This window comes from Brevibacterium yomogidense (assembly GCF_016107685.1).
In the GTDB taxonomy this organism is placed as follows: domain Bacteria; phylum Actinomycetota; class Actinomycetes; order Actinomycetales; family Brevibacteriaceae; genus Brevibacterium; species Brevibacterium yomogidense.
The window spans coordinates 1-20,153 of sequence record NZ_JABASY010000002.1; the positions used below are offsets into that span (position 1 = coordinate 1).

The following is a 20,153-nucleotide window of genomic DNA, read 5'->3' on the forward strand; positions in this document are numbered from 1 at the left end:
CGACACGGGCGGATCCCCGGCACCTGGGTCTACACCCTCAATTACGAAGAGCCGGCTAAGCAAACTTGACTGGGAACTGCGGTTCATTTTGGGCGGATGAGTATAAGTGAACCGCAGTTCTCTGGCGCATTAGCCGTGCTGCGGGGATGCTGGGCCCGCATCTGCGGCGTTTAGCGATAGGTGTGTTAGCAGACCCATACAGACGGCACGCGTGAGCGGATGCGCGCGGTCAGGGCGTGGGCAGGCCCACGAACTCCCGCAGCGCGGGCAGCTCACGCCGCGCCTGCGACAGCCCCATGCGATGGGCTGCGGCCAGGCGGGACAGGTCGCGGGTGCCGTTGTCCACCGGCATGATGTCCGGCGCGAAGACGTGGGCACGGCCCTCCGCCTCGAGCGCGAAGATGCGTTCCCGTGTGTCGTTGTAGCGCTTCCACCTGGTCAGCAGGGCGTCTCCCAGTGCGGGATAGCGGCGGAAGACCCCGCGGTAGACCGCGGGAAACCGCTGGGGCGCTTTCCGGTAGGAGCGCTCCTGGGTGAGGACGATGACGAACTTCTCGAAGCCCTCGGCCTGCGCCTGACTGATCGCGATGCCGCCGTCTTCACCCATCGCCCCGTCGACGTAGACGTGGCCGTCCAGGTGGACCGGCGGCATGAGGCCCGGCATCGTCGAGGACGCCCGCACGCGGACCATGAGGTCCTCCATGTGGGGCAGGTCGGATTTCGACCAGACGACGTCCTCGCCGGATTCGGCGTCGAACGCGATGATGCGCAGATCGCCCGGGTCAGAACGGAACGCCTCCCAGTCGAACGGCAGCGCTTCACCGGGACCGCCGGCGCGCTGGTAGATGTACTCCGCGTTGAACATGCCCTGCCCGCGGACGAAGGAGCGCAGACCGCCGAACTGCTCATCGGCGGCGAATTCGACGAAGGAGCGGCGGGCCCTGCGGGCGTCGTGCGACAGGTAGTTCACGGAGTTCGAGGCGCCCGCGCTGATGCCCGCGACCCAGTCGAACGCCAGGCCCTGCTCCAGGAGGGTGACGACCATGCCGCTGGTGAGGGAGGCTCGCATCCCGCCGCCTTCGAAGATGAGCGCGGTGTCGCCGATCCGTGTTCTCCCGCCCGCAGTCGTCATGTGCGCCATCCTAGTCAGGCGACCGGCTGACGCACTCTGGCTGCCGGTCCCGGACCGCTGCGGGCCCGCCGTCCGCCGCTGGCGTCGTGCCCGCTACCTGCCCTCTCCCGCCGGCTGCCCGTCACCGTTCGGCTGCGCGATCGCGACGAGGTGGGTGAGGACAGCGCGCAGTGCGGGGCTCGCATCTGCGCTGGTCCGCCACACCGCCTGCACATCCCGCCGAGGCGGCCTGCGCAGTGGAACGGACACCAGCCCCTCCCGCATGGGTGGCCTGGCCAGGCGCGGCATGAGCGCCAGCACGTCGCCCCCGTCGACCAGCGACATCTGGGAGGCGAAGTCGTCGACGAGGTGGACGACGTCCGGGCTGGACGAGGAGTCCGCGAAGACCCGCCAGAACCACTGGTGGCACACGGTGCCGGGTGGGCTGGTCACCCACGCGCAGCCGTCGAAGTCGTTGTTCGTGAGCGGTCGGCCCAGGTGTGCCAGCGAGTGGTCGGCCGGCATGATGACGTCGCCCACGTCGCCGTGCACGCGTTCGCGGGACATGGTGTCCGGAATGTCGAGCGGCAGGCCGTCGGCGTCGTGGACGAGCGCCAGATCCGCGTTCCCCGCGTCCAGGCTCTGGAGCGCCTGGTCCGGGTCCTGCTCCGTCAGCCGGAGGGTGAGTTCCGGGCACGCCTCCTTCAGCGCGGGCAGCATCGGTGCGACCAGCCCGCGGATCGCGGTGGAGAACGCGGTGACGTGCACCGTGCCGCGGGGAGCGCCTTCCGCCACGGACCGTGCGGCCTGGATGCAGCGCTCCAGGGACTGGAAGACGTCGGGGGAGAAGTCTACGACCGCCTGACCCGCCGGTGTGAGGACGACGCCCCTGCCGGCAGGGGCCAGCACCGGGGTCCCCAACTGTCGTTCCAGTCGCTTGATCTGCTGGGAGACCGCCGAGGCCGTGAACCCCAGTTCCTCGGCAGAGCGGGCGAGTGTTCCGTGCGTGGCCACCGAATGCAGGGCCCGCAGAGCGTTCACATCGATCATGAAGCAATCCTACGGAATAGTGTTGAGAAAGCATTGCTGGACTACGCGATCAGTGGGCGCGAGGATAAGAGCATGACACCTGCTCTGCCTTCTCTGCCTTCACCTGTCCAGTGCTTCGGGACCAACATGGTCGCCATGGTCACACCCATGGAGACCGACGGGACCCTCTCCAAGCCTGGGATCGTGAAGCTGGCGGAGCATCTGGTCGCGACGGGGTGTGACGGCATTGTGGTGGCCGGGACCTCGGGCGAGGCGCCCACGCTCACGGAAGCGGAGCTCACCGAACTCGTCACTCTCGTGAAGACGACGGTGGCGGGCCGCGCGAAGATCACCGTGGGGATCGGCACGTACGACACCGCGGAGACTGTTGCCCGTGCTCGCCTGGCGGAGGACGCCGGGGCGGACGGGCTGCTGCTGGTCACCCCCTACTACTCGCGCCCCACGCAGGCCGGGGTCATCGCCCACTGCACGGATGTGGCGGATGCGACGATGCTGCCGGTGATGCTCTACGACATCCCGGGGCGGACGGGCACACCGTTCGAAGCGGCCACCCTCCTGGATCTGGCGCAGCACCCGCGGATCCGCGCCGTGAAGGACGCGAAGGGCGACCTCTTCGAGGCGATGAACGTCATGGCCGCGACGGATCTGGCCTACTACTGCGGCATCGACGAGCTCAACCTGCCGTACCTGGCGGCAGGCGCCACCGGCGTCGTGAGCGTGATCGGCAACGCGGTGGCCGACCGCAACGCGCAGCTCATCCAGGCGGTCGCCGCCGGTGACCTCGCCACTGCACGCGCCCTCCACACCGACCTGGTCCCGGTGACGGAGGCGATCATGCGCACATCCCAGGGTGCGATCCAGGCGAAGGTCGCCGTACACGCGCTGGGCATCATCCCGACCGCCGCGGTGCGCCGCCCGCTGGTCGAAGGCCCCGCGGAAGACGTCGCCCGCATCACCGCGGTGCTGCCGCACATGCAGGCTGCCCTGGCCGTCGCCTGAGGAGGCGCCGCGGAGCGGTTGCCAGTCGGTGGTGTTTCCTCATCGTCACTCCACTGTGGGGAAGCATGGATGAACCTCACCTGTATACGTGCGGCTCCATGCTTCCGGGTAATAGCGAGCCAACTTGCATGGCCGAGATGGTCGCACCGAAAGGCACGAGATTCCGCAGACCTGTGGCTGCGGCTACGAAACCCACACGCCAAGCACAGCATTAGCAAAGACTCCTAACGTGACCATAGACCAGCGAGTCAATTGATGAGGATCCGCTGAGGCACCTCTGAGATGAGGTACTCGGCGAGTGCACGAGCACGGGCTGACAAATGCGACGAGCGCGGGCGCAGGATGTACACGTCGGCATCGACAGTGGGAACTGCGGTAAGCAATTGGACCAGGCTTCCCGAGGTCAAATGGTCAGCGACCTGCCACAAAGAGCGCAGCATGATCCCTCTCCCTTCAAGGCACCACTGGACGACAACGTCGCCATCATTGCAACGCAGGTCTCCGTCGACGGTCATGCCTTCGACAGCTCCGTCGATGACGAACTCCCATCGATTGAAATTCACGTCATGCTGATCTAGGAGAAGGCAACGGTGGTCACGGAGATCGGCTGGCACCTGAGGGGCACCGTAATGCGCAACATATTCAGGAGACGCGCAGATCACTCTTCGATTCGAAACTAGCCGCCGGTAGGTAAGGTTGGAATCTTTCGGCTTTCCTACACTCACCATGAGATCGAACGTCGCAGTCGACAGATCGACAGGTTCGGAAGAGAGCTCGAGAAATACCGAGACCTCGGGGTGCAACGCTTGGAAGTCTGCGATCACGGGTGCCACGTGCTCTCGCCCAAACCCTAGGGTGCACCGGACGGTCACGGGACCTACGACTTCTCGTGATGCACGTCGGATCCCATCTTCAAGTGCATCCGCGTCAGCGGTGAGCTTCCGCGCCCCTTCGGCTAATTGCTTGCCCTCTGCCGTAAGGACGAGCGAACGGGGATTGCGAATCACCAGGTTGACACCAAGTTCGTGCTCTACCGCCGAAAGTCGTCGACTGACTGCGGACACAGACATGCCAAGCGTTCGCCCCGCTTCGGTGAGGCTTCGAGATGAAGCTACGGCGCTAAAAAAACGAAAATCGTCTACTCGTGAGCCCTGCGTCATGCTGTTCCTCCTCGCCGACGGAACTCTTCTACAGCATTCTGCGCTTTACCCACGATATCTCCCTGCCAGACTAACGCCGTCAGCGTTGCCGTAGCCACAAAAAGGCCTTGCGCCGTATGCTCTTGCGGGTGACTGCTCGGCATCCGTAACGTCCCGTTCAAATCTGACTGACACAGACAGAGCATGCAACGAACGCAGTGACGGAGGGCTTAGCAGTTATGACCAAGACGATTGCAGTGATTCCCGGAGATGGCATTGGGAAAGAGGTCATGCCGCATGGTGTAGACGCTGTGAAGAAAGCGGCTGAGGCGGAGGGGTACGAGCTTTCATTTGACTGGTTCGACTTCGCTAGCGCTGAGTACTACGAAAAGCATCGGTCGATGCTCCCCGCAGACTGGCGCGAGATGTTAGGTGGCTACGACGCGATCTACTTCGGTGCCGTCGGCTGGCCCGAAGTCGTCCCAGATCATGTCTCTCTATGGGGAAGCCTTTTGCAGTTCCGCAGGGTCTTCGACCAGTACATCAACATGCGTCCTTGCAAGATCCTTCCGGGAATTGAGTCGCCCTTGCGGTATCGAGAGGCGGGCGACGTCGACTTCGTCGTCGTCCGTGAAAACACGGAGGGCGAGTATTCGGATGCCGGCGGTCGGCTCTTTCATGGCACGGACCGTGAGATGGCAATCCAGGAGACGGTGATGACCCGCGTCGGCGTTGACCGTGTGATGGAGTACGCATTCAATGTTGCACTAGAGCGGGGCAAGCACATCACGTCGGCGACGAAGAGTAACGGCATCTCCATTACGATGCCCTTCTGGGACGAACGTTTCAAGGAAGTCGCCAAGGCCTATCCTGACGTCGCTGTTGACCAGTTCCACATCGATATTCTCACCGCACACTTCGTGCAGCGCCCCCACGCTTTCGACGTTGTAGTGGCATCGAACCTCTTCGGAGACATCCTTTCGGACCTGGGACCAGCTTGTACAGGCACGATTGGTGTCGCGCCTAGCGCGAACATCAACCCAGACAGGCTTTTTCCGTCTCTCTTCGAACCTGTGCATGGCTCAGCGCCGGACATTGCAGGGCAGGGCGTCGCGAATCCAATCGCCCAGATTTGGTCGGGGGCACTCATGCTCGATCACCTCGGGCTCAATGCCGCTGCCACGCGAATCACCGAGGCGTTCGAGGGCGTTTTGGCGGGGGCCGACGAGGCAGTCACGACGCCAGATATTGGCGGCACTGGCACTACTGAAACACTCGCAACCGCAATTATCGAAGCAATCTGAATTTCTGCTCGACCCATTCAGAGGAGTTGCAATGACGCAACCAAAAGACACTTTTACGGACCCCTCAGTCGAGGATAGGAGCGCCAACGCGACTCGAGTACCCGGTATGCTAAAGATCGCGGGTATTCACTGGCCCTACTTCCTCACTCTCTTGGTGCTCGTCATGGTGGCCGCCTACTTCGAGCTTCTGCCCATCAATATTGTGAGCGGAATGGCGCTGACAATGCTGTTAGGCTTTGCCTTGAAGTTTATAGGTGATTCAATCCCCGTCTTCAATACGTTCGGGGGCGGTGCGTTATTGTGCATCCTCGTCCCAGCGCTCATCGTTTTCACGGGCCTCATGCCGGAGTCTTTCGCCACTCTGGCTGACGACTTTTACAATGAACTTGGGTTTTCTGAGCTCGTGGTAACTGGGCTCATCGTCGGGTCAATCCTCGGTATGGACCGCAAGTTGCTCGTGAATGTCGGAGCCCGGTTCTTTGCGCCTATCGCAGCAGGGGTAGTTACAGCACTCGGTGTCGGAGCTCTCATCGGACAACTAACCGGTTTTGGCGCCGGTAAGGCCATGATGTTGGTCGTCGGCCCCATCATGGGCGGCGGCATGGCTGCTGGCGCGGTTCCAATGTCGGAGATTTACGCCTCTGTCACTGGTGGGGATGCCGCACAGTTCCTTGAGCAACTCGCCCCGGCTGTCGTAGTCGGAAATATGGTTTGCATTGTTATGGCGGGTGTCCTGAACGGCTTGGGGAAAACCATCCAGAAGCCATGGTTCAACGGTGAGGGGCGAATGCTCCGACGCGGAGACTTCAGCTATTCCAAAGCTTCCGACGTGGCGCCACTCGCGCTGAAGGACCTCGGTGTCGGCCTTACTCTCACAGTGGGCGTCTATGTTGTCGGACAGGTAATTGCAGGACTTGTTCCAGACCTCCACGCTTATGTCTGGATCATTATCGTCGCCGCGGTTCTCAAAATCGCCAACATCGTTCCGGAGAGTATGAACCTCGGTGCTGAGCAATGGTACGATTTCATTTCCTCGGTGTGGGTCCCGGCTGTTCTCGTTTCAATCAGTGCTGGCATGATTGATTTCGACACAGTCATTGAGGTCGCCTCGAACCCCGCTTACATGCTTATCGTTGTCACTACCGTACTGGTGGCGGCAACGGCAGCCGGGCTCGTGGGATGGCTCGTCGGCTTCTACTTCGTCGAGAGCTCTATTAGTGCGGGGCTCGGTATGGCAGATATGGGTGGTTCTGGCGACGTAGCTGTTCTCGGGGCTTCAAATCGAATGGGTCTCATGCCGTTCCTCCAGATCGCATCTCGCCTGGGTGGAGCCCTCATGCTCATCTTGCTGTCACTGTTGGCGCCCTTGTTCCTCTGAACTAACTTGGCGTCCGCGCTCACGTGCGGTGCGGCTCCACCATCATAATTTCCATGCCGTTAGAAACAGGAAGACTCCTCCATGCTGATTATCACCTCCGTGCAACCCCTTCATATCAACAGATTTCTCTATGTAAAAGTCACGACTGACGATGGGTTAGTGGGATACGGGGAGTCAGGTGCGTGGGGATTCCAAGAGGCAACTGCGGAGGTAGTTCGATCGTTCGCTGGGTACCTCGTAGGCGAAGACCCACGCCGGATCACTCACCATTGGGAATACATGTATCGTGCCTTCCACTTCCGTGGTGCTGCAATCATGGGGGCGCTGAGTGCGATTGACATCGCCCTATGGGATCTTGCGGGGAAGCGTCTGAGTGTGCCAGTTTACGAGCTCCTCGGCGGTGCAAGCCGCGATTCTGTCCGCGTGTACAAGCATGTGACTGGTCAGAATTTGCCAGAACTCATCGACGACTGCACTGCGGCTGCTACGGGCGGATATACGGCGGTGGGCCACCTTTCGCCGTTTCTTGACAGCGACCGAACTCGACCGCTGACAAGCACGGGGACGCGGTACGTCCGCGACGCCGCTTATAATCTGAGGCAAATCGCTGAGGCTACGGACGGTGAGATTGATCTGTGTGTTGAGCTTCATCGTCGTCTCACACCAGCGGAGGCGGTGCGGTTTAGTGACCAGGTTGCTGAGTGCGACCCGTTGTTCCTCGAAGATCCAATACGGCCCGACAACTTCGATGCTATGGCTTCCGTTGCCGAGCGGTCGCGAATTCCGATTGCGACAGGCGAGCGCCTCCACACTGTGGAAGAGTTCCAAATGCTGCTGGCGCGTGCGCCGATTGCATACACGCGGATCAGTGTGTGTCTTGCTGGCGGAATCACCGGCGCAATGCGAATCGCTGCAGTCGCACACTCCGTCGGATCGCTAGTCGTTCCCCACAACCCGCTATCGCCCCTGAGTACTGCGGCATGTCTTCAGGTGGCGCTCGCGGTGCCAAACCTCGGCCTCATGGAAATGCCGGACCATGACAGAATGCCGGCAACGGCGCTGTACACCGCTTCAGGAGACGGGCGTCAGGACGTGTCCCAGCGTGACATCGTTATTGGGACTCCCGAAGCTGATGCAGGGTACGTTCCCCGGCCGGTGACCGCCGGATTGGGCGCCCGTGTTGATGAAAGCGTTGCTAATGGGTTCCCTCCCCAACGCGTGGCCATTCTTACACGGCTGCGGGCTGACGGTTCTGTCGTCGATGAATGAAGAAGAGGTAAGCGGATGGCTACGGTCGCAGTGGTCGGAATGGGCGCCATGGGCTCGGTATACGCCGGACTTATGCAGGACGCTGGGCACATAGTATACGGAATATGTTTATGGGACGACCACGTCGCAGCGATTCGCGAGCGTGGGTTGCGGGTCCACGGCGCGAGTGGAGACCGCACAGTGCGACTTACTGCCGCATCTGCCACTTCGGCCGGGATCGGTCCTGTAGATCTCGTGATTATCGCGACGAAGTCGTTCGACGTAGAGCAAGCGGCAAGAGATGCACGTCCGCTCATCGGACCTCGGACAGTGGTCCAGACGATTCAGAATGGCCTCGGGTCTCCGGACCGAGTAGCGGGGGTAATCGGAGCGGAGCGGCTGTCGATCGGAGTCGTTGGTGGGTTCGGTGCTTCGGTGCCGGAACCTGGCACAGCTCACCACAATGGTATGGAACTCATCAGGTTCGGGTCGTATGGGAAACTGCCGTTTGACGAAGTGGAGCGGGGAGCGAAAATCTGGCGTACAGCCGGATTCAACGTCCGCCTCTTTGAGGATGTCGAACGGATGGTTTGGGAGAAGTTCATAATGAACGTCACATTTTCCGGCACCGCGTGTCTGACTGGCCTCACGATAGGTGAGGTATTGGAGGATGAAGACGCGTGGCTAGTCGCTCGCGCTTGCGGGGAGGAAGCGATCGAGCTGGCGGGAGTGAAGGGTGTGCCCCTTGATGTCGGGGATCCGATCGAGCACATTAGACGCCTCGGATCTGCAATTTCAGCGGCCCGGCCGTCTATGCTCATCGATGCTTTGGAGAAGCGTCGGTCCGAGGTAGACGCGATCAACGGAGCTGTCGTGACCGCGGCCAAAGGCACCAGCGTTTCCACGACCGTTAATGCGACGGTATCCGAGCTGATTCGAGCGCGCGAGAAGACGTACTTGTAATCAGCTCAGCCCGTTAGCTGATTGCAGTGGAAGGGGTTTTCTCATCTCTGATGCTGCTTTTTATCAGTGGTTCGCCGCTTGGCGGTCTGCTCTCGGGCGGACTCGTCCAGGAAACAGCAAGCATGGCGAATGCTGCGTCCCCGCCACGTATCGTGAAGGCATGGAACTCTCGATCCGACCTGGTGACATCACGAAGGAACGTGTCGACGCGGTCGTGAATGCCGCGAACTCCAGCCTGTTGGGCGGTGGAGGAGTCGACGGTGCGATCCACCGCGCGGGTGGGCCGGAGATCCTCGCCGCGTGCCGCACGCTGCGGGAGACGAGCCTGCCGGACGGGCTGCCCGCGGGGCAGGCGGTCGCGACGACGGCCGGGAACCTGCCCGCCCGCTGGGTCGTCCACACAGTGGGGCCGGTCTACGCGAAGAGCGAGGACCGGTCGGAGACGCTCGCCTCCTGCTATCGGGAGAGCCTGCGCGCCGCTGCGAAGGAGGGTGCACGCTCCGTCGCGTTCCCGGCGATCTCCGCCGGCGTCTACGGCTGGCCGATGGACGATGCCGCCCGCATCGCGGTCCAGACTGTCCGCGACACCGCCGCCGAGGTGTCCAAGACCATCGAGACCGTCGTCTTCGTACCGTTCGGAGACGAGGCAGAGCAGGCGTTCCGCCGCTGGCTGGAGGCGTGAGCCCCGAAGGCTCACTCGCCCCCGCACCCGAGGCACCCTTCTCCCGCGCACGACTGCTGCGGTGGCAGGTCTCCTCCGGCTCCTTCAGCGTGCCGCAGGCCGCCGCACCGATCGCGTTCGCGCTCATCGCGCTGCCGCTGAACGGCTCCGCAGAATCCGGTGCTGCGCTCGTCTTCGCGATGACCGCCGCGCAGGTGGCCGGATCCGTGCCGGTGTCGCGAGCGGGCATCCGGTTCAACGCGGTCCACTACCTCCGGCTGCTCATCGGTGTCCGCACGCTCGCACTCGCCGTCGTGACCGTCCTCGCGGCCGTGGGCGCACCGTTCTGGTCACTCGTCGTCGCCGTCATCGTCGCCGGACTGGTGAACGGGTCCGCGCACGGCTATCAGCGGACCCTGCTGAACCACCTCGTCGCACCCGGCCGGCTGCCCCGCGCGCTGGGTGTCGCCGCGACTCTCAACGAGGTGTCCTTCGCGCTCTCACCCGTGCTCGCCTCCGTGGTGGGCGCGGTGTCGCCCGTGTGGGCGATGGTCGGCATCACGGTGCTGGGTGCAGGCCCCATCCTCCTCCTGCCGTCCATTCCACAGGCGCGCGGACTGCCCCCGACGGAGAAGCGCCGCTCCCGCACGCCGCTGTCAGGAGCCGTGCTCCTGTGGCTGCTGTGCGCCGGTGCCAGTGGGGCGGCGATCGCCGCGATCGAGGTGGGCGCCGTGTCCTTCGCGCTGTCGTTCGGCCTGGACCCGGGGTGGGCGTTCCTGTTCGCGCTGGCCCTGTGCATCGGTTCCGTTGCCGGCGGCATCTGGGTGAGTGTGCGCAACCGGGTCCCGAGGCCGTGGAAGGTCGTCGCGTTCCTCACCGCGACCTCGGCGGGGTTCGGGGTGGTCGTGGCCGACGGCACCGTCGCCTCGACGCTCGCGGGTGCCGGGGTCGTCGGGTTCTTCCTGCCGATGCTCGGCACCTTCTACTCACTCACCCTCGACGAACTGGCACCGCCGAACCGCCGGGCGGAGATGTTCGCCCACCTGCGCACTGCCAGCGCTCTGGGTGTCATGGGGGTGAGCGCACTGCTGGCGGTGCTGGGCCTGCACGCCGCCCTCTTCAGCTCACTGGGGCTGCTGCTCGTCGCGACTGCGCTTGCCACCGTGCACGCATGCGTCCGGCCCGCCCGCTCGAGGCGGACGGGCCGGATGCGACAGCAGGTCAGGACGACGGAGTGCGAGTCTCCGCACTGATGAACCACGACTGCTGCTCGAGGCCCTCGAGGAACCCGTGGAGCATGTCCGCGCTCGTCGGATCCTCGTCATCGACCTCGTCGTGCACGTCGCGGATCGTCTTGACGGTCGACTCGATCGCGCGCACCACCTGATCGATCGCGTCGTGGGTGAGGACCTCGCCGTGCGGGAACTCCGGCAGAGAGGTCTTCTTCGCGATGACGGCCGGGCGGCCGTCCGGGCTGGCGTGCAGCGCGCGCATGCGTTCGGCCATCGCATCCGAATTGGCGCGTGCGATCCCGACGAGCTCGTCGAGGTTGAGGTGAAGGTCCCGGAAGTTCGGGCCCACGATGTTCCAGTGCGCCTGCTTGCCCACCAGATGCAGGGCGATGAGGTCGGTGAGCACCGCCTGCATGTTCTTCGTGAGCGTCGCGGAGGCCTTGAAGCCCTTCTCCGCGTTCTCACGCCGTGTCGTCTCCGGACCTGCCGGCTGCGGAACGGTCATCGTCTCCGCCTTCGTGCCTGACTTTCCCGACTTCTCTGATTTCGCCATGAGGGGTCCTCCTGATCCGTTGGGACGACCAGCCCAGTAGGGCTGATCTGTCCTTTCAAACGTAACCCGCACATCACTCCTGGGCAAGGGGCCTTGTGGTCGTGGTGCCCCGGTCCCCAACAGCTCGTCTTGTGGTGTCTAGACTGTGCAGTCGCGCCGTCGACCGTGAGGAGAGCGCGTGGAGCACTCGCCTAGGGAGCACCATCCTGTGGAACCCCCGCCGGGGGAGCACCAGCCGTGGACACATCAGCACCAGCCGTGGACACATCAGTCCGGGCAGCACCAGCCCGGGCGCCACCAGCCTCGGGACCACCAGCCCGCGGAGCAGCCGTCCGAGGAGACCCGGCCCCGCCGGTATCGCCGCCGGATGGAGGCGAAGTACCGCAGGAGGCGGCTCCTGGTGGGGGCCGCGGCACTCGTGGCAGTCGGTTCGCTGGTGGTGGGAAGCGTCGCCGTGAGCCGCCTGCAGTCGAACATCTCCTCCTCGCCCCTGCGGTCGGATGAGACGGCGGAGGTCCTCAACGACAACACCCACGGGACGAACATCCTCATCCTCGGGTCCGACACCCGGGACCTGGACGCCGACGACTACGGCGAGGCCGGCGGCGCGCGCAGCGATGCGATGGTGCTCGCCCACCTGTCGACGGATGAGTCCCGGATCGACGCGGTGCAGATCCCGCGCGACACGATGATGGACCTGCCGCCGTGCGGCGACACCGGGTCCGGCACGTCTCCCGGCGGCTACGGCGCGGTCAACAGCGCGCTGAACTTCGGTCCCAGCTGCTCCGTGTCCGCCGTCGAGTCCCTCTCCGGCGTGCGCATCGACCACTTCGTCGAGATGAACTTCGAGGGCTTCGCGACGATGGTCGACGCGATGGGCGGTCTGCCCGTCTGCCTGCCGGAGGCCCTGGAGGACCCCAAGGCGCAGCTCGATCTGCCCGCCGGAGACCAGACGGTCGACGGGACGGACGCCCTGGCGCTGGCACGCACCCGGTACGCGGTGGGCGACGGCAGCGACATCGCGCGCATGGGCCACCAGCAGCGCGTCATGTCCGCGATCGTGCAGCGGGCGAAGAGCGCGGAAGTGCTCACGCGTCCCGACCGCCTCTACGGGTTCCTCGACGCCGTGACATCGTCGCTCACCGTCGACGAGGAGCTCGACTCCCTGTCCGCCCTCACGTCGCTCGCGACGACTGCGGCGGGCGTCGACGACTCCCACATCTCGTTCATGGTGATGCCGTGGGCGGAGGCCCCGACGGACCCGAACAAGGTGGTGCCCTCCGATGAGGCCGCCGAGGTCTTCACTCGTCTCCGTGCCGACACCCCTCTGAATGGCGAGGACGACGCCGAGGCCGCAGACACCGATGCCTCGGTGTCGCCCGACGATGCCGAGGGCACCGCGGAGGCTCCGGCGGACACCCCCGTCACGATCATCAACGGATCGACGATCAACGGGAAGGCCGCACAGATCGAAGAGCTGGCCGACGGTTGGGGATTCACCGTCACGGAGACGGGAACGGCGGCCGCTGCCCAGCAGACCACGACGATCAGCCACGACGGTTCGGCGACCGCGCAGCAGACAGCGGAGCAGCTGGCGGACCGGTTGGGGCTCGATGTGCAGCTGGACACCGAGGCAGGCAGCAGTGGGGTGACGCTCACACTGGGACTCGACATCGAAGACGCCGTCCCTGCCGATGAGGGCGGATCCGCTGCGGAGGAGAGCCCGTCCGACGACACCTCTGAGGAGGGGACGCAGGTGACGGTCGATTCCGCCGGAGACATGTGCGGCTGAAGCCGTTCGGCTCCGCAGCACGACTGGCGCACTCAGTGCTTGCCGGCGATCTCCCACACGGCCCGCCATTTCGCGGCGAGCGTGTCGATGTTCTCGTGTGCGTTCAGCCCGCTGGGCTGCGGCACGACCCATAGGGGGACATCCGTGGGCCAGCCGGGAACCGTCGCCGGGTCCTGCGGTCCCAGCGCAGCCTTCGGCAGGCCGAACGCGGTGCGGTATGCGGTGATGCCGGCGATCGCGATCGCACCGGGGCGCAGCTCGTCCGCTCGGTCCACCAGACGCCGCCCGGCGACCGTGAGCTCTTCCCGGGTCAGCTGATCCGCCCGGACGGTGGGTCGGCCGGTGAGATTCGTGATGCCGATGCCACGGTTCAGCAGATGTTCCTCGTCCTCAAGCGTGAGCCCCAGCGAGGCGTCGATCTGGTGGTCGGTGAGACCCGCGCGGTGCAGGGAAGGCCAGAACCGGTTGCCGGGACGGGCGAACGGCGCGTTCACTGCTGCGGTCCACAGTCCGGGGTTCACCCCCACGATGAGCAGGCGGAGCCTGTCGTCAGGGTCGTGGGGGAGCACGTCGTCGACTCCGTCAGGGGCGGTTGTGTCGACGCGGGCCAGATCGTCCTTGGTGGGCTTCCTGCCGGCAAGTGGTGAGGGGCGTCGTCGTGTCACGCTCCGCACTGTATCGGACGAGGACGATCCGCCCGTGAGACAGGGAGCCTTGCCGCCTCGCTGAAGGCCTCGCGATCGGCACCCACGAATGCCCCTCTAGCTCCGTGTGAGCCTCGTCTGTCATCTCACTCGAGCCCTCACTCATGCCACCCGCGCAGACTCGCCGGACAGTGAGCGCCCGACTTCCGCGCGCTCACGGCCGGTGAGGGCTAGCCTGGGGAAATGAGCACCGACGGCGAGCACACACACGACCACACCGCTGCAGGCGGTTCGGCAGAAGAGGTGCCCCAGGACCCGACAGCGTTCTGGGAGTCCCACTACGGTGACGGCCCCGTGTGGTCCGGGAGGGTGAACGCGGTTCTCGCGGACACCGCATCGGGCCTCATGCCGGGCAGCGTCCTCGACCTGGGCTGCGGGGAGGGCGGCGACGTCCTCTGGCTCGCCCAGAACGGGTGGACGGCCGTGGGCGTGGACATCTCGCAGGCCGCGATCATCCGCGCACGTGCTGCAGCTGAGGCGGCGGGGCTGGGGGAGGGCCGGGCGGCGTTCGTCCGCGACGACCTCGGCGTCCTGGGGGAGAAGAACCGACCCAAGCTTCTCAAGGGTCCTTTCGACCTGGTGACCGCGAGCTTCTTCCAGTCGCCGGTGGCGCTGGACCGGCAGCACATCCTCCGGCACGCGGCGGAGCTCGTGGCACCCGGCGGGCACCTGCTGGTGACCTCCCATGCGGCGCCACCGGCGTGGGCGGCCGAGCAGATGAAGATGGGGGAGGACCACCAGCACGGGCCGGCGGACTTCCCGTCCCCGGAGGACGAACTGGCGACGCTCGCGCTGGATGCGCAGACGTGGGAGACCGTCCGCGCCGAGGTGGCCACACGCGACGTCACCGCCCCGGACGGCACTCCGGCGCAGCTGGACGACACCATCGTCCTCATGCGTCGTCGCGGAATACCCACCGCTGACGTGCGTTGACCCAGACGGAGGCCCGGACGCGCACCGCGACCCCGGGCTGATCTGGACGCACTGAATCGACGCACGGGACATTCGTCCCCGAAGGAGGCATCGGCATGACTGAGAAGAAGGTCGTCATCATCGGAGCGCACGGGAAGATCGCGCAGCTCGCGACCCCCCGGCTGGTCACCGCGGGCTTCGCGGTCGACGGGGTCATCCGCAACCCGGACCAGGCCGACGACATCCGCGCCACCGGGGCGAACCCGGTCGAACTGAGCCTCGAGGACGCGAGCGTCGACGACCTCGCGCAGGCGTTCGCCGGTGCGGAGGCCGTCGTGTTCTCCGCAGGTGCGGGCGGCGGCAACCCGGCACGCACGGACGCCGTCGACCACAAGGGCGCGGTCCGCGCGATGGACGCCGCGGAGCAGGCGGGCGTCAACCGGTTCGTCATGGTCTCCTACTCCCGCGCGCTGGTGGACGTGGACACGCTCGACCCGGACAGCTCCTTCTTCCCCTACGCGAAGGCGAAGCACGACGCGGACGAGCACCTGCGCTCCACGAAGCTCGACTACACGATCCTGGGTCCGGGCAAGCTCACTTCTGAACCGGCGACGGAGAAGGTCGTCATCGCGGACGAAGCGGGCCGTGTCCCGGACCTCGCCGCCGAGGCGGCCGTCACCAGCCGCGACAACGTCGCCGTCGCGATCGCCCACGTCCTGGCCGCGGGTGCTGCCAGCCGCCAGACGGTGAACTTCTACGACGGTGAGACCCCGCTCAGCGAGGCGATCAAGTGACTCTCGTGACGAAGGAAGTGGGGGAGGGGCCCGCGCGGGCCGTCTTCCTCCACGGGCTGTTCGGCCGCGGCAAGAACTTCACGACTGCGGCGAAGGCGATCGCGGACACGCACACGAGCACGCTCGTGGACCTGCCGAACCACGGCGACTCCGCGTGGACGGAGCACTTCTCCTACATCGAGATGGCCGATGCCGTCGCAGACACGCTGCGTGCCGGCGCGGCACAGGACGGTCCCGTCGACGTCATCGGTCACTCGATGGGCGGGAAGACCGCGATGGTGCTGGCGCTGCGGCACCCGGATCTGGTCGACCGTCTCATCGTCGTCGACATCTCGCCGGTCGCCTCCGACAACGGCGGGGAGTTCGAGCACTTGCTGGGATCCCTCAAGGCTCTGGACCTCGAGGCGCTGACATCGCGGAGGGACGCGGACGAAGCGCTGCAGGATCCCATCCCGAACACGGGCACGCGGCTCTTCCTCCTGCAGAATCTGAGGCCCAAGGCCGGCGGCTACGCGTGGCAGCCGAACCTCGACCTGCTGCACGCGGAGCTGCCGGCGATCGGCGACTTCCCGGACCTGGCAGGTTCGGAGTTCGACGGGCCCACCCTGTGGGTGGGCGGATCGAAGTCGCCGTACATCACGGAGGAGGCGGAACCCGTGATGCGGGGGTTCTTCCCGAAGGTCCGCCAGATCACCGTGAAGGGTGCCGGTCACTGGGTGCATTCGGAGAAGCCGGAGGAGTTCGCCACGATCCTCCGCTGGTTCCTCACGAGATGACGTCGAACGGGTGAGCGCGTCCTCAGCAGGGCGGCGGATCCGCGCACGGCGATCTACCACGGATACTTCACATGACGGACTGAATTCGACCGCAACATCCCCTGCGCTCGTGTGGCGCACCGGACCATTGACCCGCTGAGACGCGACGGCCGTGAGAAACGGCCATTCCTGCGGGTCACGGGTGTTCTCTGGTCCCGGGGCACACCCTCTGGACAGCTTTGATAGCCTGCTGGGAAACCTTTGTCCTGTACTCCACGCAGGTCGCTCACCGATGTGCGCGAAGCGGGAGGAGAACGTCAGGCGGCCGGCTTCAAAGGAGATGCCCTTGGTGCGCAAGTCCGTAGTCTTCGCGGCAGCGCTGTGCTCTGTCCTCGTCGCAACGAGCTGTGCCCCGGGCTTCGGCCGCAGCGAGGCGAGCGGCGACGGCAGCATCGCTGCCGCTGATACCTGCACCAGCCAGAGCCTGCGGCTGTCACACCAGTGGCCTGCAGCGCGCGGGGAGGACAGCGACTTCCGCTCACAGCTGGCGGAAGACTTCTCCGAGCGCGTGTCCGAGGCGACCGACGGGGAAGTCAACATCAAGGTCTTCGCCAATTCCACTCTGTCGAAGCCGAATGACCAGTACGACGCGATGCTCGCCGGTTCGATCGACGGCGCCGTGATGCCGCTCGACTACGCCGCAGGCCACGTGCCCGAATGGTCGATCAGTCTCATGCCCGGTCTTGTGCGCAGCCACGACGAGGCACGCGCGTGGGATGAGTCGGAGATCGGTGAGGCTCTCGACCGCTCGATGCTGGACAACGAGCTCGTCCGCCTGGTGCACGTGTGGAACGCCGGTGGCATCGGTGCGCAGTCGGAACCGATCCTCACCCCCGATGACGTCCCCCAGGGCGCGACGATGCGCGCCGCGGGGGCGTATGTCGAATACATGCTGCAGGACGCAGGGGCAGGGATCACGAGCCTGCCCAGTTCGGAGATCTACTCCGCCATGCAGACGGGAGTGCTCGACGCGGCCGTGACATCCGCGAGCTCGTTCGCGTCGTATCGACTCGAAGAGCTCGTCACCTCGTACGTGTCTCCCACACAGAACACGTTCTGGTTCATGTACGAGCCGCTGGTCCTCACCGTCGGAGCATACGAGCAGATGTGTGCGGAGCAGCAGGAGGCGGTCCAGCAGGTCGCAGACGAACTGCAGGAGCGCGCCTACTCCGACTCGGAAGCGGATGATGCGCGCGTGGAGACGATCTTCGCCGACGCCGGTGTCGACGTCGTGCAGATGGATGACGCGGCGTTCGAGCAGTGGCTTCCGCTTGCCCGCGATCAGTGGGACGCATACCGCGAAAACGTCCCAGGTGGAGGAGAGCTCATGGATCTCGCCCAGAAGAACGGACACGGCAAATGACGGAACAGAAGCCGCTCATCTGCCGGGTGGCCGATCGCCTGTCGGAGATCGCGGGACTGGTCGCGGCCGCTGCTCTCGTCGTCGCGACGTTCGTGACGGGGTGGGGAGTGTTCGTCCGATACGTGCTCAAGGCACCGACGACCTGGCAGACGGAGACGACGATCTACCTGCTCATCTGTGTCGCCTTCGTGGGCGCCGCGTACGGGGTGCGGCACAACGCTCACGTGGGTGTCGATCTGCTGCCGGAAGCACTGCCGCTGCGCGGACGCCTGGTGCTGCACGTCGTGACGGTCGTGCTGGTGCTCGCAGTCGTCGCTGTCGTGGGATGGACCGGATGGAACATGTGGTTCCAGGCCTACGCGCTCGACACCCATTCTGCCAGCGCGTGGGGCCCGCCCCTGTGGGTGCCGTACGCATTCCTGCCACTCGGAATGGCCCTGGTGTTCTTCCAGTACGTCGCGGAACTCATCGAGGTCCTGCTCGCCCTGTTCGGCCGGCTCGACCCCGTTCACGTGACACTGCTGGGGGCCACAGGAGAATCGGCAGAAGTCCAGCAGCTCGTCACTGAACAGGCTGCCTCGAACGCGCAGGAGGACCGTCCATGAGCCCGCTCGCCCAAGGCGGCTTCATCATCGCAATCGCGCTGGTCCTCTTCGCCACGGGGATGCCCATCGCTTTCGGGCTCGCGATCACTGCGCTGACTGCGATCCTGATCTTCCTCGGCCCGGAGCACTCGGACCTCTTCGGCAAGATGGTGTTCGACTCCCTCAACGACTTCGGGCTGCTTGCCATCCCTCTGTTCGTCCTCATGGGCAACATGTTCGGCGGGTCGAAAGCCTCCCAGCAGCTCTTCATCGCAGGGGAGGCGTGGCTGTCCCGTATCCGGGGCGGCCTGGCGATGAGTTCGGTGGCCGCCTCGACCGTGTTCGCGGCGATGACGGGTTCATCCCCGGCCACCGCTGCGGCGATCGGTCGTGTCGCTGTACCGGAGATGGAGAAGCGAGGCTATTCCAGCAGGATCGCCACCGGTGCCGTGGCCGCCGGCGGCACTCTGGGCATCCTCATCCCGCCCAGTGTCACCTTGATCCTGTACGGCATCGCCGCAGAGCAGTCCATCGGGCAGCTGTTCGCGGGCGGCATCATCCCCGGGCTCGTCATCATGGTGATGTTCTGCATCTGGATCTACATCGCTGTGAGCCGGGAGCAGAGACGACTCGACTCGGACGCAGAACCGGGCGAAGCCTCCCACACGATCGGCACGGTGGGTGCGGAGGGCCGTGTGTGGACCTGGGGCGAACGCTTCTCGACGCTGGTGAGGATCCTGCCGTTCATCGCTCTGATCGCGGCGGTGCTCACCGTGCTGTACCGGGGGATCGCGACGCCCAGCGAGGCCGCTGCGATCGGTGTGCTGCTTGTTGCTGTGCTCGTCATCGTGTTCTACCGCGAACACGATGTGACCGCACTGCTGGGGGTGCTGCGGTCGTCGGTGTCACAGTCATCGATGATCCTCATGATCACAGCCTTCTCCGCTGTGATCGCCACGGTTCTCAGCTATCTGGAGGTGCCGCAGGAGTTGGCGGGCACGATCACGGATCTTGAGGTCAACCGGTGGATCGTGCTCATCCTCATCAACGTCGTGCTGCTGGTCATGGGCCTGTTCCTGCCGCCGGTGTCCATCATCGTCATGGTCACGCCGATCCTCTTGCCGCTCATACTCGAGCTGGGGTTCGACCCGATCTGGTTCGGCATCATCATGACCATCAACATGGAGATGGGGCTGATCACTCCGCCCGTCGGACTGAACCTCTTCGTCCTCAAGGGCATCGCCCCACACGTGAGGCTGACGGAGATCCTGCGTGGCTCACTGCCCTACATCGTGGTGCTGGGCCTGGCGATCGCACTGTTCTCAGTGTTCCCGCAGATCATCATGTGGCTGCCGGACGCGCTGTACAACGGATAGGCGGGAAGGCGAAGAGGGTACGAGCTCATGGGCGCCCGGGGCTTCTCCGTGGCTCCGCGTCAGCCTGCGTGTGCGGTCGGCACAGAGCGTTGACGTGCCTGCATACTCGAAGCTACGCCACGTGACGGAGCACACTGCGGAATAGACCGCCCGCTCCGTATGGTTGAAGCTGAAG

19 protein-coding genes are annotated in these 20,153 nt (G+C 65.0%); 14 read left to right on the top strand and 5 right to left on the bottom strand.

Going from position 1 to position 20,153, the window contains the following annotated elements:
- Nucleotides 1–229 precede the first annotated feature (229 nt).
- Together JFC09_RS04445 and JFC09_RS04450 are read right to left on the bottom strand one after the other, a co-directional pair.
- Complete coding sequence (locus JFC09_RS04445; protein ID WP_198392815.1) at nucleotides 230–1,132, bottom strand: patatin-like phospholipase family protein; 903 nt, start codon at nucleotides 1,130–1,132, stop codon at nucleotides 230–232.
- A gap of 93 nt (nucleotides 1,133–1,225) precedes the next feature.
- Nucleotides 1,226–2,161 (bottom strand): LysR family transcriptional regulator, encoded by a 936-nt coding sequence (locus JFC09_RS04450; RefSeq protein WP_198392816.1) that lies wholly within the window; start codon nucleotides 2,159–2,161, stop codon nucleotides 1,226–1,228.
- A gap of 72 nt (nucleotides 2,162–2,233) precedes the next feature.
- On the opposite strand from JFC09_RS04450, the gene dapA reads away from it, so the two are divergent.
- Entirely contained in the window at nucleotides 2,234–3,160 is a 927-nt protein-coding gene (gene dapA / locus JFC09_RS04455) for a 4-hydroxy-tetrahydrodipicolinate synthase (protein WP_198392817.1), read from the top strand.
- Nucleotides 3,161–3,408: 248 nt separating this feature from the next.
- On the opposite strand, the gene JFC09_RS04460 is transcribed toward dapA, so the two are convergent.
- Nucleotides 3,409–4,320 carry a LysR family transcriptional regulator gene (locus tag JFC09_RS04460; protein ID WP_198392818.1) on the bottom strand — a complete coding sequence of 304 codons (912 nt, stop codon included), beginning with the start codon at nucleotides 4,318–4,320 and terminating at the stop codon, nucleotides 3,409–3,411.
- A 218-nt stretch (nucleotides 4,321–4,538) separates the two neighbouring features.
- Here JFC09_RS04460 and JFC09_RS04465 point away from each other — a divergent pair, with 218 nt between their 5' ends.
- From JFC09_RS04465 to JFC09_RS04490, 6 genes are all read left to right on the top strand, one after another.
- Nucleotides 4,539–5,603: a tartrate dehydrogenase gene (locus JFC09_RS04465; protein ID WP_198392819.1), complete on the top strand. Its 1,065-nt coding sequence runs from the start codon at nucleotides 4,539–4,541 to the stop codon at nucleotides 5,601–5,603.
- 31 nt (nucleotides 5,604–5,634) lie between these two features.
- Nucleotides 5,635–6,981 (top strand): 2-hydroxycarboxylate transporter family protein, encoded by a 1,347-nt coding sequence (locus tag JFC09_RS04470; RefSeq protein ID WP_198392820.1) that lies wholly within the window; start codon nucleotides 5,635–5,637, stop codon nucleotides 6,979–6,981.
- Between the two features lie 81 nt (nucleotides 6,982–7,062).
- Nucleotides 7,063–8,250, top strand: coding sequence for a mandelate racemase/muconate lactonizing enzyme family protein (locus JFC09_RS04475; protein WP_198392821.1), 1,188 nt, complete (start codon nucleotides 7,063–7,065; stop codon nucleotides 8,248–8,250).
- A gap of 15 nt (nucleotides 8,251–8,265) precedes the next feature.
- A complete protein-coding gene (locus JFC09_RS04480; RefSeq protein ID WP_198392822.1) occupies nucleotides 8,266–9,192 on the top strand; it encodes a ketopantoate reductase family protein in 927 nt (308 codons plus the stop codon).
- Nucleotides 9,193–9,352: 160 nt separating this feature from the next.
- Nucleotides 9,353–9,874 (top strand): O-acetyl-ADP-ribose deacetylase, encoded by a 522-nt coding sequence (locus JFC09_RS04485; protein ID WP_198392823.1) that lies wholly within the window; start codon nucleotides 9,353–9,355, stop codon nucleotides 9,872–9,874.
- The gene (locus JFC09_RS04490) at nucleotides 9,871–11,106 is read left to right on the top strand and encodes an MFS transporter (RefSeq protein WP_198392824.1); all 1,236 of its coding nucleotides are present in this window, start codon (nucleotides 9,871–9,873) and stop codon (nucleotides 11,104–11,106) included. Before JFC09_RS04485 ends, JFC09_RS04490 begins: the two co-directional genes overlap by 4 nt.
- On the opposite strand, the gene JFC09_RS04495 is transcribed toward JFC09_RS04490, so the two are convergent.
- Nucleotides 11,075–11,638: a Dps family protein gene (locus tag JFC09_RS04495; protein WP_198392825.1), complete on the bottom strand. Its 564-nt coding sequence runs from the start codon at nucleotides 11,636–11,638 to the stop codon at nucleotides 11,075–11,077. The two genes, JFC09_RS04490 and JFC09_RS04495, sit on opposite strands and share 32 nt — an antisense overlap.
- A 208-nt stretch (nucleotides 11,639–11,846) precedes the next feature.
- Between JFC09_RS04495 and JFC09_RS04500 the strand changes: the two genes are divergently transcribed.
- Nucleotides 11,847–13,430 carry an LCP family protein gene (locus JFC09_RS04500; protein WP_198392826.1) on the top strand — a complete coding sequence of 528 codons (1,584 nt, stop codon included), beginning with the start codon at nucleotides 11,847–11,849 and terminating at the stop codon, nucleotides 13,428–13,430.
- Between the two features lie 32 nt (nucleotides 13,431–13,462).
- Here JFC09_RS04500 and JFC09_RS04505 read toward each other — a convergent pair whose 3' ends face one another.
- Nucleotides 13,463–14,095: a mismatch-specific DNA-glycosylase gene (locus JFC09_RS04505; RefSeq protein WP_198392827.1), complete on the bottom strand. Its 633-nt coding sequence runs from the start codon at nucleotides 14,093–14,095 to the stop codon at nucleotides 13,463–13,465.
- Nucleotides 14,096–14,317: 222 nt separating this feature from the next.
- Here JFC09_RS04505 and JFC09_RS04510 point away from each other — a divergent pair, with 222 nt between their 5' ends.
- The 6 genes from JFC09_RS04510 to JFC09_RS04535 all read left to right on the top strand — a co-directional run bounded on the left by JFC09_RS04510 (nucleotide 14,318) and on the right by JFC09_RS04535 (nucleotide 19,978).
- Nucleotides 14,318–15,067, top strand: coding sequence for a class I SAM-dependent methyltransferase (locus tag JFC09_RS04510; protein ID WP_198392828.1), 750 nt, complete (start codon nucleotides 14,318–14,320; stop codon nucleotides 15,065–15,067).
- 95 nt (nucleotides 15,068–15,162) lie between these two features.
- Nucleotides 15,163–15,840: an SDR family oxidoreductase gene (locus tag JFC09_RS04515; RefSeq protein WP_198392829.1), complete on the top strand. Its 678-nt coding sequence runs from the start codon at nucleotides 15,163–15,165 to the stop codon at nucleotides 15,838–15,840.
- A complete protein-coding gene (locus JFC09_RS04520; protein ID WP_198392830.1) occupies nucleotides 15,837–16,616 on the top strand; it encodes an alpha/beta fold hydrolase in 780 nt (259 codons plus the stop codon). The genes JFC09_RS04515 and JFC09_RS04520 overlap by 4 nt, the downstream gene beginning before the upstream one ends.
- Nucleotides 16,617–16,944: 328 nt before the next feature.
- Nucleotides 16,945–18,018, top strand: coding sequence for a TRAP transporter substrate-binding protein DctP (gene dctP, locus JFC09_RS04525; protein ID WP_332839649.1), 1,074 nt, complete (start codon nucleotides 16,945–16,947; stop codon nucleotides 18,016–18,018).
- The gene (locus JFC09_RS04530; RefSeq protein ID WP_198392832.1) at nucleotides 18,015–18,623 is read left to right on the top strand and encodes a TRAP transporter small permease subunit; all 609 of its coding nucleotides are present in this window, start codon (nucleotides 18,015–18,017) and stop codon (nucleotides 18,621–18,623) included. Before dctP ends, JFC09_RS04530 begins: the two co-directional genes overlap by 4 nt.
- The gene (locus JFC09_RS04535; RefSeq protein WP_198392833.1) at nucleotides 18,620–19,978 is read left to right on the top strand and encodes a TRAP transporter large permease; all 1,359 of its coding nucleotides are present in this window, start codon (nucleotides 18,620–18,622) and stop codon (nucleotides 19,976–19,978) included. The genes JFC09_RS04530 and JFC09_RS04535 overlap by 4 nt, the downstream gene beginning before the upstream one ends.
- Nucleotides 19,979–20,153 lie beyond the last annotated feature (175 nt).

What these genes read in the sequence shown, in the direction of transcription:
- JFC09_RS04445 (WP_198392815.1), bottom strand. Translation starts at nt 1,132, where the DNA reads ATGACGACTGCGGGCGGGAGAACACGGATCGGCGACACCGCGCTCATC.
- JFC09_RS04450 (WP_198392816.1), bottom strand. Translation starts at nt 2,161, where the DNA reads ATGATCGATGTGAACGCTCTGCGGGCCCTGCATTCGGTGGCCACGCAC.
- dapA (WP_198392817.1), top strand. Translation starts at nt 2,234, where the DNA reads ATGACACCTGCTCTGCCTTCTCTGCCTTCACCTGTCCAGTGCTTCGGG.
- JFC09_RS04460 (WP_198392818.1), bottom strand. Translation starts at nt 4,320, where the DNA reads ATGACGCAGGGCTCACGAGTAGACGATTTTCGTTTTTTTAGCGCCGTA.
- JFC09_RS04465 (WP_198392819.1), top strand. Translation starts at nt 4,539, where the DNA reads ATGACCAAGACGATTGCAGTGATTCCCGGAGATGGCATTGGGAAAGAG.
- JFC09_RS04470 (WP_198392820.1), top strand. Translation starts at nt 5,635, where the DNA reads ATGACGCAACCAAAAGACACTTTTACGGACCCCTCAGTCGAGGATAGG.
- JFC09_RS04475 (WP_198392821.1), top strand. Translation starts at nt 7,063, where the DNA reads ATGCTGATTATCACCTCCGTGCAACCCCTTCATATCAACAGATTTCTC.
- JFC09_RS04480 (WP_198392822.1), top strand. Translation starts at nt 8,266, where the DNA reads ATGGCTACGGTCGCAGTGGTCGGAATGGGCGCCATGGGCTCGGTATAC.
- JFC09_RS04485 (WP_198392823.1), top strand. Translation starts at nt 9,353, where the DNA reads ATGGAACTCTCGATCCGACCTGGTGACATCACGAAGGAACGTGTCGAC.
- JFC09_RS04495 (WP_198392825.1), bottom strand. Translation starts at nt 11,638, where the DNA reads ATGGCGAAATCAGAGAAGTCGGGAAAGTCAGGCACGAAGGCGGAGACG.
- JFC09_RS04510 (WP_198392828.1), top strand. Translation starts at nt 14,318, where the DNA reads ATGAGCACCGACGGCGAGCACACACACGACCACACCGCTGCAGGCGGT.
- JFC09_RS04515 (WP_198392829.1), top strand. Translation starts at nt 15,163, where the DNA reads ATGACTGAGAAGAAGGTCGTCATCATCGGAGCGCACGGGAAGATCGCG.
- JFC09_RS04530 (WP_198392832.1), top strand. Translation starts at nt 18,015, where the DNA reads ATGACGGAACAGAAGCCGCTCATCTGCCGGGTGGCCGATCGCCTGTCG.
- JFC09_RS04535 (WP_198392833.1), top strand. Translation starts at nt 18,620, where the DNA reads ATGAGCCCGCTCGCCCAAGGCGGCTTCATCATCGCAATCGCGCTGGTC.